Source organism: Streptomyces sp. NBC_01474 (assembly GCF_035918215.1).
GTDB lineage: Bacteria > Actinomycetota > Actinomycetes > Streptomycetales > Streptomycetaceae > Streptomyces > Streptomyces aureus.
Genome location: NZ_CP109449.1, coordinates 5108277 through 5123994, shown reverse-complemented (window position 1 = coordinate 5123994; position 15718 = coordinate 5108277). Strand labels below are relative to the sequence as shown.

The following is a 15718-nucleotide window of genomic DNA, read 5'->3' as shown; positions in this document are numbered from 1 at the left end:
GGAGCACTTTGGCTGCCGGGTTTCACCTGGTGGTCCAAGAGCCATTTCGTCGGCAAATGTCCGACGGTGGTTGCTCAAGGGTGGAACGTTGACTATTCGACCGGGTTCACGGGTCGGAGGCTGTGAGTACTGCTCTTCGGAGCGTGGAAAGCATGATCTCCGGGCGGGACCGGGTCGGGCACGCTGTTGGGTGTCTGAAGGTACGGCCGAATCGGTCGCCTTCAGTGCCGACCCCAGTGCACTCGAATCTGTTGGTTCGGGGTGATGGGTGGTTGGTCGTTGTTTGAGAACTGCACAGTGGACGCGAGCATCTGTGGCCAAGTTTTTAAGGGCGCACGGTGGATGCCTTGGCACCAGGAACCGATGAAGGACGTGGGAGGCCACGATAGTCCCCGGGGAGCCGTCAACCAGGCTTTGATCCGGGGGTTTCCGAATGGGGAAACCCGGCAGTCGTCATGGGCTGTCACCCATACCTGAACACATAGGGTATGTGGAGGGAACGCGGGGAAGTGAAACATCTCAGTACCCGCAGGAAGAGAAAACAACCGTGATTCCGGGAGTAGTGGCGAGCGAAACTGGATGAGGCCAAACCATATGCGTGTGATACCCGGCAGGGGTTGCGCATGTGGGGTTGTGGGATCTCTCTTTCACAGTCTGCCGGCTGTGAGACGAGTCAGAAACCGTTGATGTAGGCGAAGGACATGCGAAAGGTCCGGCGTAGAGGGTAAGACCCCCGTAGTCGAAACATCAGCGGCTCGTTTGAGAGACACCCAAGTAGCACGGGGCCCGAGAAATCCCGTGTGAATCTGGCGGGACCACCCGCTAAGCCTAAATATTCCCTGGTGACCGATAGCGGATAGTACCGTGAGGGAATGGTGAAAAGTACCGCGGGAGCGGAGTGAAATAGTACCTGAAACCGTGTGCCTACAAGCCGTGGGAGCGTCGCTGTATGTGCTTGCACATACAGTCGTGACTGCGTGCCTTTTGAAGAATGAGCCTGCGAGTTTGCGGTGCGTTGCGAGGTTAACCCGTGTGGGGAAGCCGTAGCGAAAGCGAGTCCGAATAGGGCGATTCAGTAGCGCGCTCAAGACCCGAAGCGGAGTGATCTAGCCATGGGCAGGTTGAAGCGGAGGTAAGACTTCGTGGAGGACCGAACCCACCAGGGTTGAAAACCTGGGGGATGACCTGTGGTTAGGGGTGAAAGGCCAATCAAACTCCGTGATAGCTGGTTCTCCCCGAAATGCATTTAGGTGCAGCGTCGTGTGTTTCTTGCCGGAGGTAGAGCACTGGATAGGCGATGGGCCCTACCGGGTTACTGACCTTAGCCAAACTCCGAATGCCGGTAAGTGAGAGCACGGCAGTGAGACTGTGGGGGATAAGCTCCATGGTCGAGAGGGAAACAGCCCAGAGCATCGACTAAGGCCCCTAAGCGTACGCTAAGTGGGAAAGGATGTGGAGTCGCACAGACAACCAGGAGGTTGGCTTAGAAGCAGCCACCCTTGAAAGAGTGCGTAATAGCTCACTGGTCTAGTGATTCCGCGCCGACAATGTAGCGGGGCTCAAGCGTACCGCCGAAGTCGTGTCATTGCGATATATACCCCCAACGGGGATCGTGATGGGTAGGGGAGCGTCGTGTGCCGGGTGAAGCAGCCGCGGAAGCGAGTTGTGGACGGTTCACGAGTGAGAATGCAGGCATGAGTAGCGATACACACGTGAGAAACGTGTGCGCCGATTGACTAAGGGTTCCTGGGTCAAGCTGATCTGCCCAGGGTAAGTCGGGACCTAAGGCGAGGCCGACAGGCGTAGTCGATGGATAACCGGTTGATATTCCGGTACCCGCTGTGAAGCGTCAAACATTGAATCAGGCGATGCTAAGTCCGTGAAGCCGTTCCGGACCCTTCGGGGAAAGGAAAGTGGTGGAGCCGACGGACCAGACTTGTAGTAGGTGAGTGATGGGGTGACGCAGGAAGGTAGTCCAGCCCGGGCGGTGGTTGTCCCGGGGTAAGGGTGTAGGCCGTGCGATAGGTAAATCCGTCGCACATTAAGGCTGAGACCTGATGCCGAGCCGATTGTGGTGAAGTGGATGATCCTATGCTGTCGAGAAAAGCCTCTAGCGAGTTTCATGGCGGCCCGTACCCTAAACCGACTCAGGTGGTCAGGTAGAGAATACCGAGGCGTTCGGGTGAACTATGGTTAAGGAACTCGGCAAAATGCCCCCGTAACTTCGGGAGAAGGGGGGCCATCACTGGTGAGAGGACTTGCTCCTCGAGCTGGGGGTGGCCGCAGAGACCAGCGAGAAGCGACTGTTTACTAAAAACACAGGTCCGTGCGAAGCCGTAAGGCGATGTATACGGACTGACGCCTGCCCGGTGCTGGAACGTTAAGGGGACCGGTTAGTGCACTTTCGGGTGTGCGAAGCTGAGAACTTAAGCGCCAGTAAACGGCGGTGGTAACTATAACCATCCTAAGGTAGCGAAATTCCTTGTCGGGTAAGTTCCGACCTGCACGAATGGCGTAACGACTTCTCGACTGTCTCAACCATAGGCCCGGTGAAATTGCACTACGAGTAAAGATGCTCGTTTCGCGCAGCAGGACGGAAAGACCCCGGGACCTTTACTACAGTTTGATATTGGTGTTCGGTTCGGCTTGTGTAGGATAGGTGGGAGACTTTGAACTCTGGACGCCAGTTCAGGGGGAGTCGTCGTTGAAATACCACTCTGGTCGTGCTGGATGTCTAACCTGGGTCCGTGATCCGGATCAGGGACAGTGTCTGATGGGTAGTTTAACTGGGGCGGTTGCCTCCTAAAGAGTAACGGAGGCGCCCAAAGGTTCCCTCAGCCTGGTTGGTAATCAGGTGTTGAGTGTAAGTGCACAAGGGAGCTTGACTGTGAGACCGACGGGTCGAGCAGGGACGAAAGTCGGGACTAGTGATCCGGCGGTGGCTTGTGGAAGCGCCGTCGCTCAACGGATAAAAGGTACCCCGGGGATAACAGGCTGATCTTCCCCAAGAGTCCATATCGACGGGATGGTTTGGCACCTCGATGTCGGCTCGTCGCATCCTGGGGCTGGAGTCGGTCCCAAGGGTTGGGCTGTTCGCCCATTAAAGCGGTACGCGAGCTGGGTTTAGAACGTCGTGAGACAGTTCGGTCCCTATCCGCTGCGCGCGTAGGAATATTGAGAAGGGCTGTCCCTAGTACGAGAGGACCGGGACGGACGAACCTCTGGTGTGCCAGTTGTCCTGCCAAGGGCATGGCTGGTTGGCTACGTTCGGAAAGGATAACCGCTGAAAGCATCTAAGCGGGAAGCCTGCTTCGAGATGAGTATTCCCACCCCCTTGAGGGGTTAAGGCTCCCAGTAGACGACTGGGTTGATAGGCCAGATCTGGAAGCCCGGTAACGGGTGGAGGTGACTGGTACTAATAGGCCGAGGGCTTGTCCTCAGTTGCTCGCGTCCACTGTGTTGGTTCTGAAACCACGAACAACCCCACGTTTGTCACAGAGCGTGGTGCGGTTGACAGTTTCATAGTGTTTCGGTGGTCATAGCGTGAGGGAAACGCCCGGTTACATTCCGAACCCGGAAGCTAAGCCTCACAGCGCCGATGGTACTGCAGGGGGGACCCTGTGGGAGAGTAGGACGCCGCCGAACTATTTTTGAAGAAAACCCCCGTAACGGATGAGAATCCTGTTACGGGGGTTTTCTGCGTTTAGGGTCGAGTTATGCGATACGACCTGGTCATCTTCGACAACGACGGCGTTCTCGTCGACAGTGAGCCGATCTCCAACAAGCTTCTCGCCGGCTATCTCACCGAACTCGGGCACCCCACCTCGTACGAGGAATCCCTTAGGGAATACATGGGTTCTGCCATGCACCGCGTGCACGATCTTGTAGAGGAGCGCACCGGGCAGCGGCTGCCCGAGGACTTCGACGATGTTTTTCACGGGCGGGTATTCGCCGCTTTCGAGCGGGAGCTGGAGCCCGTGCCCGGGGCCGTGGAGGTCGTGGAGAAGCTGGCCGCCGATGGAGTGTCGTACTGCGTGGCCTCCTCGGGGAGTCACGAGCGGATCCGCGTCGGGCATCGCAAGACCGGGCACGACAAGTGGTTCGACGACGGTCGGATCTTCAGTTCGCAGGATGTCGGGCGGGGGAAGCCGGCGCCGGATCTCTTCCTGTACGCGGCCCGGCGCATGGGTGTGGCGCCGGAGGGGTGCGCGGTCGTGGAGGACAGTCTGCTCGGCGTCCAGGCCGCCGTGGCCGCCGGGATGGACGTGTACGGGTTCACGGCCATGACGCCGGCGAGCCGGTTGAGTGCGGCCACCGAACTCTTCGGCGACATGAGGGAGTTGCCTGACCTGCTCTCATGACATCTCCGTACGAGATGCCCTGACATTTGTCATCGCGAGCTCCGGACGATCGTTTCTGTTGGGCCGAGGGGGTCCTCCATGAAGCTGAGTACATCGAGAACGGGACGTACACAGTGACGACGGAGGGAACCCGATCATGAGTCAGCTCGTTGTACAGACACCGGTCAAGTCCGCTGACGCGGCTGCCGCCCCGCAGAGCGACCGTGCGGCCCTCCTGGGAAGTCTCAAGCCGCTGGTCGTGGACGTGGTCGTGCCGATGGCCTCGTACTACGTGCTGAGCAAGGGGTTCGGCATGAGCACGCTGGCCGCCCTGGGGTGGAGCAGCGTGCTGCCGGCGCTGCGGACCGTGTGGGGGGTGCTGCGGGATCGGCGGCTCAATGTGCTGGCCGGAGTCATCCTCGTCGTCAACACGGTGGGGCTGCTGCTGAGCACGGTGACGGGCGATCCTCGGCTGATGCTGGCCAAGGACAGTGGGATCAGCAGTGTCGTCGGCATCTCGATGCTGGTGTCGGTCGTGGCCGGCAAGCCGCTTCTCACGTCCGCGCTGAAGCCGTTCGTGACCAAGGGGGATGCTGGGCGGACCGCGGCCTGGGAGCGTCTGTCGGCGGGGCCGGGCCGCTTTGTGCGGGCCGAGCGCATGTTCACGGCGGTGTGGGGTCTGGCGCTGGTCACGGAGTGCGTGGTGCGGATCGTGGGGGCGTACACGCTGCCGGTCGACACGATGGTCTGGCTCGGCAATGTGATCATGGCGGGTGCCGTGGTCCTGGCCGTCCGGTTCGGCGGGCGTCTGGCCGTGGGGCCGATGGAGCGGATGCTCGAGGAGGAGCTGGCGAGTGGCCGTGGTCAGGTGGAGCGCGTCGCCTGACACGGCTCCGGTACGTCCGTAGCGCACACCCTCTTCCCGGTCGCTCGATGACGGCGGCCGGGAACTTTCGTTCGAGATGCCTCGAGATCCATCTACCCACGGGTAGCTCTGGGGCATACGCTGTGCGGCCATGACAGAAGTGCTGCGGCGTGGCAGAGGATCGCTGGCGTTCAGTTTCTTGGTGCAGGGTGCCGCGTTCGCGCTCCTGGTGACTCGAATACCGGCTATCCAGGATCAGTACGGCATATCAGATGGGCTGTTGCCCGTCTTTCTCGCTGCGGTGCCGATCCTGGCCGGCGTCGGGAGCGTGTGTACCGAGAAGTTGGTCAAGCGGGTGCGGCCCAGCCGGGTTCTGCGGTGGTCGCAGCCGGTTGTGCTGCTGGCTCTGCTCGGGGTCGGGGCGGGGGGCTCGCTGTGGCAAGCGGCCCTGGCGCTGGGGGCGTTCGGGCTCGCGGTGGGTGCGCTGGACGCGTCCATGAACATGCTCGGGGTGAGCCTGCAGAGGGCGTACGGGCGCAGCATCATGCTCGGGTTTCATGCGGCGTACAGCCTGGGCGGGATCGTGGGGGCGTCGCTCGCGTGGGTGGGGGCGCACTGGGAGCTCTCGCTGTTCGTGTCGTATCTGCCGGTGGTCGTGCTGCTGTTGCCGGCGGCGTTCGTGGGGAGTCGCTGGTACGTCGACGGGGAGAGCGGCGCCGGTGAGGGTGCTCAGGGCGCCTCGGGTGGCCCGGTGGTGTTCAAGCTGCTGTTGCCGCTGTGTCTGGTGATGACGTTCGCGTACATCGGGGATTCGACGGTCTCCAACTGGAGTGCGAAGTACCTCCAGGACGTGCTGGGCAGTTCGGAGCAGCTGTCGACGGTTCCGTACAACGTCTACATGGTGATGACGCTGGTGGGGCGGGCGCTCGGGGATCTCGGGGTGCGGCGGTTCGGGGCGGTCGTGGTGGTGCGGTTCGGGGCCGTGGTGGCGGCGCTCGGGTTCGCTGTCGTGGCGGTGGCGCCGGGGCCCTGGGTGGGGATGCTCGGGTTCACGCTGCTGGGGCTCGGGTTGTGCGTGATCGTGCCGCAGACGTTCGCCGCTGCGGGCAGGCTCTTCCCGAACGCTTCGGATTCGGCGATTGCCCGGCTGAATGTCTTCAACTATGTGGGATTTCTGATCGGTTCGCCCCTTGTGGGTGCTCTGGGCGATGCGTGGAACTACCGGGGGGCGATGCTCGTTCCTATGGTGTTGGTGCTCGTGACACTCGTGTATGCCCGGTCCTTCGCCCCTGCAGCGGACCGATACGGTGACGGGCATGAGCGGCCGCGCACAGCTGATGTGGGACGAGGCAGTAACGGGCTATGACTTCGGCCCGGATCACCCGATGGATCCGGTCCGGCTGGCCCTGACGAGAAGTCTCGTCGGGGCTCTTGGGCTCGATCGTGAGGTGGACGTCGTCACCGCCAAGCGGGCGGGTGAGTCGACGCTGCGGCTTGTGCACCGCGAGGACTATGTGGAGGCGGTCAAGGCCGCGTCCGCCGATCCGGCTTCGGCGGATGGGACCTATGGGCTGGGGACGGTCGACGATCCGGCCTTCGCCGGTATGCACGATGTGTCGGCGCTGATCGCCGGGCAGTCCGTGGGCGCGGCGGAGGCCGTGTGGCGGGGGGAGGCGCTGCACGCGGTGAACTTCGCGGGCGGGCTGCACCATGCGATGCCCGGGGGTGCTTCCGGGTTCTGTATCTACAACGACGCGGCGCTGGCCATCGCTCGTCTCCTCGAGCTGGGTGCCGAGCGGGTCGCGTACGTGGATGTGGACGTGCACCACGGGGACGGGGTGCAGGCGGCGTTCTGGGAGGACCCGCGGGTGCTCACCATTTCGCTGCACGAGCATCCGCGGACGCTGTTTCCGCAGACCGGGTGGCCCGAGGAGACGGGGGCCGACGGTCCTGCGGAGGGGTCGGCGGTCAATGTGGCGTTGCCGGCGGGGACCGGGGACGCGGGATGGCTGCGGGCTTTTCACGCCGTCGTGCCCGAGTTGCTGGCGGAGTTCAGGCCGCAGGTCCTGGTGACGCAGCACGGGGCCGATACGCACTTCGAGGATCCGCTGGCGCATCTGGCGGTGTCGCTCGACGCGCAGCGCGCCGTGCAGGCCGCCTGTCATGAGCTGGCGCACGAGCATGCGGACGGGCGGTGGGTCGCGCTGGGCGGTGGCGGGTACGCCGTGGTGGACGTGGTGCCGCGGTCCTGGTCGCATCTGGTGGGGATCGCCGCCGGGCACGAGGTCGCGCCCGAGGCAGTGATTCCGGAGAGCTGGCGGCAGGAAGTGTTCGCCAGGACACGGCAGTTGGCTCCCACGCGGATGACGGACGGGCGGTGGCCGGTCTCGTACAACGAGTGGGATTCCGGGTACGACCCGGCGGACCGGCTCGACCAGGCGGTTCTGGCGACCCGGCGTGCGGTGTTCCCGCTGCGCGGGCTGTTGCCGTAGCGGTGTGGGGGTGGGCGGCCCGTGAGAGTACGGGGTGTTACGCCAAGTGTGGGGTGTTTTCGGGGTTTTAGGGGTGGCAGGTGCCCCAATGCGCCAGCATCACACGGGTGTTGAGCACCGGAGCGCTGCGTGCGCATCTGCTGGCCGCCCATCTGGCCGGGCCCGTTGCGACCTCCCGTGAGGTGAGTCTGCGCAGCTATCGGCTCTTCGCGGCCAGGGATCCCCGGATACTTCTGGGCCTCGACCCGGAGTGGAGCTGGGGACAGCGGGATCTGCTCGCGCTGATGGCCGACAAGTGCGGGGTGTCGGGCGATCCGGGGGACACCTCGGGGTTCGACGTGATCGATCCGGAGCGGACGCTGGCCGCGCTCGACGCGTTCGCGAAGCGGCTCGGTGAGGCCGCGCGGGGTCGTGTCCCGGTGCTGTTCGGGACGGGTCACCCGCATCGACTCCTCGGTTTCTACGCCGCGTTGGCGGACGCCCTGTCGGCGGCGGGATGTCCCGTCCTCACCCCCGCGCAGGGTGAGAGTGTCGACATAACGACCCGGTTCGGTCTACGCACGTACGACCTCGACTACGTCCGTGGAGTCGCGCTGGTGCGGGAACCCGGCGCGCGCGAGCCGGGGAGTGAGACCGGCGCACACACCCACTCACCCCTCCCGGTTCGCACGGTGCTCGCGGCCGCAGCGCAGGCCGGCGGGCTGCTGCCGGAGCTGGTCGTGGGTGACCATGGATGGGTCTGCGGCGCAGGTCAGTTGGGGTTCGATGCCATCGGGCTCGCGGATACGGATGATCCCGCGCTGTTCGTGGGGGAGGCCGAGGGGCGGGTGTCCGTAGTCGTTCCGCTTGATGACGCTGTGCGGTCTGATTACTACCGACCGCTTACTCGCTATGTACTCAATCGAGCGTGTCTGTCACAGTAGGCGGCCATCCGCTGCTCCTCTTCCCCACTCGCACCACACGCCCCTAGTCTGGGGAGTGAGCACGCAACGACGTTGAGTCACCGGAAGGGGAAGCCGGTGGCCGTCGAGTGCGGAAGGTTCAGGTGTGTCATGGCTGCTGGTGAGAGTAGGCCTCTGAACGAGGTGCAGTTCCTGACCGTGGCGGAAGTCGCCTCGGTGATGCGAGTCTCGAAGATGACCGTGTACCGGCTGGTGCACAGTGGTCATCTGCCCGCGATCCGGGTCGGAAGGTCTTTCCGAGTCCCGGAACAAGCGGTTCACGAGTACCTCCGCGAGTCCTATGTGGGGGTGGGGACAGCCTGACGGCATCCTCCGGGATCCCTCGATTACAGGCTCAGCGCTGGGCCGGGTAGGCTAGGCCGACGTAGGTCGTGTGGGCCCAGACGCCCCGCACCGAGTGAAGAGAAGTGAGCGAGGGTAGTCGTGGGCTCTGTTATCAAGAAGCGGCGTAAGCGGATGGCCAAGAAGAAGCACCGCAAGCTGCTGAAGCGCACCCGCGTGCAGCGTCGCAACAAGAAGTAGGCGACCGCTGCAACAAGCGCGCTCTGTGGCCCCTCCACCGTCCGGTGGAGGGGCCACAGTCGTTCCACGGGCCTTATGAGGCCGATTTCGCGGGGTTGTGTGGGAGCGTAGGGCCACGTCCTGGCGACCTCGGTCTGTACGTACGTCTGTGGCTGTCGTCACTTCCTGCATCGCGCGGTCATCACAGCGCAACATCGACCCGCTAACGTGGCGGCGAGAGCCAGGCGGTGCGGAACTGGGGCGCGGCAGGGCTGCGACGGAAGGTAGGCGCTGATCTTGGGCAAGGTCGTGCTCGTGACCGGGGTGGCCCGGCAGCTCGGGGGCCGTTTCGTACGACGCATCCAGCGTGATCCCGAGGTGGACCGGGTGATCGCTGTGGACGCGGTGGCGCCCGCGCATCACCTGGGGGGCGCCGACTTCCTCCAGGCGGACATACGGCAGCCGGCGATCGCCCGGGTGCTCGCCGAGCACTCCGTCGACACGGTCGTCCACCTGGACGTCACGGGCACCCCGCTGGCCAGCGGCGGCCGGGGCTCCGTCAAGGAGACCAACGTCATCGGCACGATGCAGCTGCTCGGCGCGTGCCAGAAGTCGCCGGCGGTCAAGCGGCTCGTGGTGAAGTCCAGTACGAACGTGTACGGGTCCGCGCCGCGCGACCCGGCCGTGTTCACCGAGACGACGCCGCCCAAGTCGCTGCCCAGCGGCGGCTTCGCCAAGGACACCGTGGAGGTCGAGGGGTACGTGCGCGGGTTCGCCCGGCGCAGGCCCGATGTCGCGGTGTGCGTGCTGCGGTTCGCGAACATCCTCGGTCCCGCCGCGGATTCGCCGCTCGCCGAGTACTTCTCGCTGCCGGTCCTGCCGACCGTCCTTGGCTATGACCCGCGGCTGCAGTTCGTCCACGAGGACGATGTCATCGAGGTGCTGCGGATCGCGTCGCACGAGCCGGCGCGGGGGACGCTCAACAGCGGCACGTTCAACGTCGCCGGTGACGGCGTGCTGCTCCTGTCGCAGTGCTCGCGCCGGCTCGGGCGGCCGACGGTGCCGGTGTTCCTGCCGGCCGTGACCTGGGTGGGGTCGGCCCTGCGTACGCTGGGCGCGACGGACTTCTCGCCCGAGCAGATCAGGCTGCTCACGCACGGGCGGGTCGTGTCGACGGCCCAGATGCGAGAGACGCTGGGCTATCGGCCCGAGTACACGACGGCGGAGACCTTCGCGGAGTTCGCCCGTGGCCGCGGCCCCGGACTTCTGCCGCCGGAGGCCCTCGCGGGGGCCGTCGACCGGATCGCCTCGCTGCCCTTCCTGGGCGGCGGCCACCCCCAGAGCGCCAGCTGAGGAGCGCATCAACGATGGCGGATGCCAAGGTCATTCCGTTCGACGACGACCGGTCGCGGACCGGCGCCGGCAAGGTGGTTCCGCGCCGCCGTGGCGCGAGCGGCCGGCGCAAGGGCGAGCCCGCGACCGTACGCGAGGTCGCGCCGCTGCCCGAGCAGCAGGACCGCGAGCCGTCACTGCCCACCGCCGTGCGGGAGCCGGATCCGCGGGAGCGGCCGCAGGCCGGTGGCGGCCTGGACCGCCGCATCGCGGGCGGCCTCGCGTTCCTGCGGCGGCGCCTGACGGGCGATTACGACGTCGACGAGTTCGGCTACGACAAGGAACTCACCGACCAGGTCCTGATGTCCCTGGTGCGGCCCCTGTACGAGAAGTACTTCCGGGTCGAGGTGAAGGGCATCGAGAACATCCCGGCGGACGGCGGTGCGCTGATCGTCGCCAATCACTCGGGGACGCTGCCGCTGGACGGCGTGATGATGCAGGTCGCCGTGCACGACAACCATCCGCAGAACCGGCATCTGCGGCTCCTGGCCGCGGACCTCGTGTTCATGCTGCCGGTGGTCAACGAGCTGGCGCGCAAGGCCGGCCACACGCTGGCCTGTGCGGAGGATGCGCAGCGGCTCCTGGAGCGGGGCGAGTTGGTCGGCGTGATGCCGGAGGGGTTCAAGGGCATCGGCAAGCCGTTCAGCGAGCGGTACAAGCTCCAGCGGTTCGGGCGTGGCGGCTTCGTCTCGACGGCCCTGAAGGCCGGCACACCGATCGTGCCGTGCTCGATCGTCGGGGCGGAGGAGATCTACCCGATGATCGGCAATGCGAAGACCCTGGCGCGGCTCCTTGGCTTCCCGTACTTCCCGATCACGCCGACGTTCCCGTGGCTCGGTCCATTGGGTGCGGTGCCGTTGCCGACGAAGTGGACGATCCAGTTTGGCGAGCCGATCCCGACGGACGGCTTCCCGCCGGAGGCGGCCGAGGATCCGATGTTGATGTTCAACCTGACGGACCAGGTGAGGGAGCAGATCCAGCACACGCTGTACAAGCTGCTGGTGCAGCGGAGGTCTGTGTTCTTCTGACGCCGGCTGCGGTCCGGGGGAACTGCCCGCAGGGACGCAGGGACATGGGACATACGTGAAGGGGGCGGTCACCGGATTTCGGTGGCCGCCCCCTTCACGTAACACGTGACGGAGTGACTAGTCCGCGTCCTCGCTGTCGATTCCCAGGCCGGGCAGCAGGCCTGGGAGGAGGGGCGGGAGTGTGACGTCGGGCTTCGGGGTGGTGTGTTTGCCTTCGGACGGGGTGGGGCTGGTGTCGTCCTTGGGCGGGTCTAGGAGGCCGCCGGTGGTGTCGTCGAGGAGGCCGTCGTCGTGGGTTCCGGAGGAGGACGGGCGGGGTTTGCCCGAGCTGTCCTGGTGGCCGTGCGAGCTTCCGCCGGCCGTCGGGGTGGAGCGTTCGTCGCCGGAGGAACCGGGCGTCCTGTCGTGGATGCCGGGCTGTCCGCCGGTGCGGCCGTTCTTTTCGGGGACCTGCGGGAGCAGGGACCGCAGCGGGTCGACCTCTTGGTCTATGGCGTCGAAGACCGAGCTGACCTGTGCGCCCACGTCGCCGAGTTGTACGGGCAGGCGGTGGCGCAGCGCGTCCCAGTTCTCGCGGTGGGACCGGGTGAACGACGACAGGGCCTGGATGGGGCCGAGCGAGCCGTCCCTGCGGTAGGCGTCGAGGAGGAGGCGGTGGCCCTCGGAGGCGTCGTACTGGACGCCGGAGAGCGTGCGCCTGACTTCGCCGAGGGATTCGTGGTCGAGCTGTCCGCTGCGGCCGCGCTCCATGAGCCTGCGCGCTTCGCTCAGGCGGGTGGAGGCCTGGTCGAGATAGATCCGGCCGCGGTCGGAGTCGCCGTCGGCCATGCCGAGTTTCAGGTCCTCCATCCCGCGTTTCAGTCCGTAGAGGTGGTCACCGGGGAGGGCGTCGGAGCTGGCAGCGGCTACGCCGCCGAAGGCTCCCGCGGCGACACCGACGGTGAGGCCGCCGGCCGCGATGCCCTTGGACAGGCGTGAGCGGGGTCGCAACTTCCGCAGCGGGCTCGCCCGGTGAGCGCCCTTGCGCGCGCGCTGCTCGGGCACGGAAGGGCCTGGCCCCGCACCCCCCGCAGCCGTGCCTTCGAGCAGCATGGCCTCCATGGCGGCCACGAGCTGGGCTCGTTGAACCACCTTGACCTCGGGGTCAAGCTCAGGCTTGGGCAGCTCGTCCAGTCCGGTCGCCAGAGCCAACAGCTTGCCCTGCTCGCCTCGTTCGGCGGAGGGCTCTTCTTGCTGTACGGCCGCAGCTTCCCGGTCGGACTGCTCCTCCAGGGCCTGGGCGAAGGCGTTCGCCCGCCGGTGTGCCGATACGTTCGCGATCACTGGCGGCACCTCCTCTCGTCATGACGGTCGACTCCCCAGGGGGTCCTGAGGGTTGCACACCCTGAGCGCTTCCACACGATCGAGTGAGTGGAAGCAGTCGGGGAGTGACCACAGGGAGCCTGCATCCCGCATAACGAGCGACGCGGCACTTGGGTTACGGACGGCGGATGATCGGACCGCGATCCCATCTGCCCCTCACAGAAGGTGAGTTGATAGTTACAGAGCGACGCGTCGGGTGGGGTGGGCCCCACCGGTCGCTAACGGGCGTCGTCCGGGAGCAGGCGCGCCAGGGTGCGCACAGCGCGGTACTGGAGCGTCTTGATCGCGCCCTCGTTCTTGCCCATGACCTTGGCGGTCTCGGCGACCGAGAGGCCCTGCAGGAAGCGCAGGGTCACGCACTCCTGCTGCTGGGGGTTGAGCCGGTGCACCGCGTCGAGCAGGGCGGCGTTCGACAGGGACTCCAGGACGGAGTCCTCTGGGCTGCGCTCGACCTCGTTCGCGTCGAGCATTTCGCCGGTGGTCACTTCGAGGCGGAATCGGCTCGACTTGAAGTGGTCGGCGACCAGGTTCCGCGCGATCGTGACCAGCCAGGCGCCGAAGTCGCGCCCCTGCCAGGTGAACGTGCCGATGCGGCGCAGGGCCCGCAGGAAGGTCTCGCTGGTGAGATCCTCGGCGGTCGCCTTCCCGCCGACGCGGTAGTAGATGTAGCGGTAGACGGTGTCGCTGTACTGGTCGTAGAGGCGGCCGAACGCGTCGGCCTCGCCCGCCTGGGCGCGCTCGACGAGATCCATCATGCGGGCGCTGTCGCTGTCCGCGGCGGGGCGGCGAGCGGTGGACGTACCGGCGGAACCGGATCGGGCTCGTCTTCCGACCGTGGTGCTCCCGTCAGCCAGGGCATAGCAAGGACCGGTAGGGCCGTTCGCGGCGGGTGCCGCGACGGCGAGGGCGGGGACGGCGTACGCGGTGGGGACGAAGCCGCGCAAGCGGTCGGAGACCGTTGCGCGCAGCGTAGCCAGGCCCGAGGCGTCAACCCCGACGTGTGGGTACACGGGACTCCCAGAGGCAGAGCTTCCATCACGTGCAGTGCGGGACCGTTCACTCGTCGTGTTGACGTGTGGGTACCGGTTTGCGTCTGAGGAGAATAACGCTTCGTGCAGGGAGCGCTACACCCAGTTGCTCAAATCACCGATTACGTCGCTTCCGTAACTGAAAGGAGTCGGTTCAAGTACCGGAGAGTGACCGCTTATTGATCGGATTAGGTCATGTTCCGTCTGAGCACGAGGCGTGTTGTGGCCGAGTTGCACCAACGGGACTGGCGGGAGCCGTGCGGGGGTAAGGGGACGCGATTGGCGCTCCCGCCCGGGAGCGCCGCGGGTCAGCGGCGACGCCGGTGCAGGGCGACCGCCGCGGCCGTGCCGCCGGCCAGTGCGCCGACTCCCGCCGCGGCCGGGATGCCGACCTTCGCGGCCTTGCGGCCCGTGCGGTAGTCGCGCAGTCGCCAGTCACGTTCGCGTGCGTGCTTGCGCAGTTTGGTGTCCGGATTGATCGCGTACGGATGTCCTACGAGCGACAGCATCGGGATGTCGTTGTGCGAGTCGCTGTACGCGGCGCAGCGGTTGAGGTCGAGGCCCTCGGCGGAGGCGAGGGCGCGGACGGCCTCGGCCTTCGCGGGGCCGTGCAGGGGTTCGCCGACGAGCTTGCCCGTGTAGACGCCGCCGACGGACTCGGCGACCGTGCCGAGGGCGCCGGTCAGGCCGAGGCGGCGGGCGATGATCGTCGCGGTCTCCACGGGGGCCGCGGTGACGAGCCACACCTTCTGGCCCGCGTCCAGGTGTGCCTGGGCGAGGGCGCGGGTGCCGGGCCAGATGCGCTCGGCCATGTACTCGTCGTAGATCTCCTCGCCGATGGACATCAGCTCGGCGACTCGGTGGCCCTTGACGATGGACAGCGCGCTGTCGCGGGCGTCCTGCATGTGCTCGGGGTCCTCGACCCCGGCGATTCTGAACCAGGCCTGCTGCCAGCCGAACTTGACCAGCTCGCGGCGCTGGAAGAACTTCCGCTTGTAGAGGCCGCGCCCGAAGTGGAAGATCGCGGCGCCCTGCATGACGGTGTTGTCGAGGTCGAAGAAGGCGGCGGCCCTGTCGTCGCCGACGACAGGGAACTCCGTTTCCGGGGTGCCTTCGTCGGGCTGTGTCGCCTCGCCGAGCTGTTCCAGCTCCTGCGACGACTTGCGGGCGGCCTCGGCCGAGGCCTCGCCAGCCAATACGCTCCGCGCGGTGGCGGAGCGCCTACGGGGTGTGAGCCATCCGAGAGCGGCCATGTCGTGAGCATAGCCAGGTTGTTCGGTGGTTCCGGAGTCGTGAGGATTCGGCGTTGTGAACTCTCCGCGACCGAGCCGTTAAACAACTGGAGGGAGAGGTGCGCCGGGAGGCGTCGACGGAGCGAGAATGGCCGGTATGAGCCCCATTTTTCGCCGGAGCGAGAAGAAGAGCCCCGAGGAGCGTCTGGTCACCCTGGTCGGGAAGCCCGGCTGCCACCTGTGCGACGACGCACAGGAGGTGATCGAGAAAGTGTGCGGCGAGCTCGGTGCGTCCTGGGAGAAGAAGGACATCACCCAGGACGAGGAGCTGTACCGCTTGTACTGGGAGCAGATTCCCGTGGTGCTCGTGGACGGAGCACAGCATGACTTCTGGAAGGTGAACGAAGATCGACTTCGGCGCGCGCTGACGGGCTGATCCGCCGCTGGTCCGCGGGGGAGTAGCGACCGTCACTGACCGAGCAGTCCAAGTGGTCCGGAAAGTCGCTTAGGATCGGG

13 protein-coding genes and 2 rRNA genes are annotated in these 15718 nt (G+C 65.8%); 12 read left to right on the top strand and 3 right to left on the bottom strand.

The window, feature by feature from the left end:
• The first annotated feature begins 315 nt into the window (after nucleotides 1–315).
• The 11 genes from OG758_RS23475 (at nucleotide 316) to OG758_RS23425 (ending at nucleotide 11580) form a co-directional block, all read left to right on the top strand.
• Nucleotides 316–3439 (top strand): 23S ribosomal RNA (locus OG758_RS23475).
• An 89-nt stretch (nucleotides 3440–3528) separates the two neighbouring features.
• Nucleotides 3529–3645, top strand: a 5S ribosomal RNA gene (rrf, locus tag OG758_RS23470).
• A 71-nt stretch (nucleotides 3646–3716) separates the two neighbouring features.
• Complete coding sequence (locus OG758_RS23465; protein WP_326711780.1) at nucleotides 3717–4361, top strand: HAD family hydrolase; 645 nt, start codon at nucleotides 3717–3719, stop codon at nucleotides 4359–4361.
• A gap of 136 nt (nucleotides 4362–4497) precedes the next feature.
• Nucleotides 4498–5226: a VC0807 family protein gene (locus tag OG758_RS23460; RefSeq protein WP_326711779.1), complete on the top strand. Its 729-nt coding sequence runs from the start codon at nucleotides 4498–4500 to the stop codon at nucleotides 5224–5226.
• A 130-nt stretch (nucleotides 5227–5356) separates the two neighbouring features.
• Nucleotides 5357–6571: an MFS transporter gene (locus OG758_RS23455; protein WP_326711778.1), complete on the top strand. Its 1215-nt coding sequence runs from the start codon at nucleotides 5357–5359 to the stop codon at nucleotides 6569–6571.
• Nucleotides 6522–7697 (top strand): acetoin utilization protein AcuC, encoded by a 1176-nt coding sequence (locus OG758_RS23450; protein ID WP_326711777.1) that lies wholly within the window; start codon nucleotides 6522–6524, stop codon nucleotides 7695–7697. The genes OG758_RS23455 and OG758_RS23450 overlap by 50 nt, the downstream gene beginning before the upstream one ends.
• Before the next feature lie 107 nt (nucleotides 7698–7804).
• A complete protein-coding gene (locus tag OG758_RS23445; RefSeq protein ID WP_326711776.1) occupies nucleotides 7805–8620 on the top strand; it encodes a phosphatase in 816 nt (271 codons plus the stop codon).
• A gap of 129 nt (nucleotides 8621–8749) precedes the next feature.
• Nucleotides 8750–8962, top strand: a complete 213-nt coding sequence (locus OG758_RS23440; protein ID WP_127832639.1) for a helix-turn-helix domain-containing protein — start codon at nucleotides 8750–8752, stop codon at nucleotides 8960–8962.
• A gap of 120 nt (nucleotides 8963–9082) precedes the next feature.
• Entirely contained in the window at nucleotides 9083–9181 is a 99-nt protein-coding gene (locus OG758_RS23435) for a 30S ribosomal protein bS22 (protein ID WP_003948845.1), read from the top strand.
• Nucleotides 9182–9457: 276 nt separating this feature from the next.
• The gene (locus OG758_RS23430; RefSeq protein WP_326711775.1) at nucleotides 9458–10513 is read left to right on the top strand and encodes an NAD-dependent epimerase/dehydratase family protein; all 1056 of its coding nucleotides are present in this window, start codon (nucleotides 9458–9460) and stop codon (nucleotides 10511–10513) included.
• Nucleotides 10514–10527: 14 nt separating this feature from the next.
• Nucleotides 10528–11580, top strand: a complete 1053-nt coding sequence (locus OG758_RS23425; protein WP_326711774.1) for a lysophospholipid acyltransferase family protein — start codon at nucleotides 10528–10530, stop codon at nucleotides 11578–11580.
• Between the two features lie 117 nt (nucleotides 11581–11697).
• On the opposite strand, the gene OG758_RS23420 is transcribed toward OG758_RS23425, so the two are convergent.
• The 3 genes from OG758_RS23420 to OG758_RS23410 all read right to left on the bottom strand — a co-directional run bounded on the left by OG758_RS23420 (nucleotide 11698) and on the right by OG758_RS23410 (nucleotide 15223).
• The gene (locus tag OG758_RS23420; RefSeq protein ID WP_326711773.1) at nucleotides 11698–12903 is read right to left on the bottom strand and encodes a DUF5667 domain-containing protein; all 1206 of its coding nucleotides are present in this window, start codon (nucleotides 12901–12903) and stop codon (nucleotides 11698–11700) included.
• Between the two features lie 257 nt (nucleotides 12904–13160).
• The gene (locus tag OG758_RS23415; protein ID WP_100599392.1) at nucleotides 13161–13952 is read right to left on the bottom strand and encodes an ECF subfamily RNA polymerase sigma factor, BldN family; all 792 of its coding nucleotides are present in this window, start codon (nucleotides 13950–13952) and stop codon (nucleotides 13161–13163) included.
• Nucleotides 13953–14278: 326 nt separating this feature from the next.
• The gene (locus OG758_RS23410) at nucleotides 14279–15223 is read right to left on the bottom strand and encodes an HAD family hydrolase (protein WP_266673065.1); all 945 of its coding nucleotides are present in this window, start codon (nucleotides 15221–15223) and stop codon (nucleotides 14279–14281) included.
• 127 nt (nucleotides 15224–15350) lie between these two features.
• Here OG758_RS23410 and OG758_RS23405 point away from each other — a divergent pair, with 127 nt between their 5' ends.
• On the top strand, nucleotides 15351–15638 hold the full coding sequence (locus tag OG758_RS23405) for a glutaredoxin family protein (RefSeq protein WP_326711772.1): 288 nt from the start codon (nucleotides 15351–15353) through the stop codon (nucleotides 15636–15638).
• Nucleotides 15639–15718 lie beyond the last annotated feature (80 nt).

Excerpts from the sequence above, each read along its gene's own strand:
- OG758_RS23455 (WP_326711778.1), top strand. The coding sequence starts at position 5,357 with ATGACAGAAGTGCTGCGGCGTGGCAGAGGATCGCTGGCGTTCAGTTTC.
- OG758_RS23450 (WP_326711777.1), top strand. The coding sequence starts at position 6,522 with ATGAGCGGCCGCGCACAGCTGATGTGGGACGAGGCAGTAACGGGCTAT.
- OG758_RS23465 (WP_326711780.1), top strand. The coding sequence starts at position 3,717 with ATGCGATACGACCTGGTCATCTTCGACAACGACGGCGTTCTCGTCGAC.
- OG758_RS23460 (WP_326711779.1), top strand. The coding sequence starts at position 4,498 with ATGAGTCAGCTCGTTGTACAGACACCGGTCAAGTCCGCTGACGCGGCT.
- OG758_RS23410 (WP_266673065.1), bottom strand. The coding sequence starts at position 15,223 with ATGGCCGCTCTCGGATGGCTCACACCCCGTAGGCGCTCCGCCACCGCG.
- OG758_RS23405 (WP_326711772.1), top strand. The coding sequence starts at position 15,351 with ATGGCCGGTATGAGCCCCATTTTTCGCCGGAGCGAGAAGAAGAGCCCC.
- OG758_RS23425 (WP_326711774.1), top strand. The coding sequence starts at position 10,528 with ATGGCGGATGCCAAGGTCATTCCGTTCGACGACGACCGGTCGCGGACC.
- OG758_RS23440 (WP_127832639.1), top strand. The coding sequence starts at position 8,750 with ATGGCTGCTGGTGAGAGTAGGCCTCTGAACGAGGTGCAGTTCCTGACC.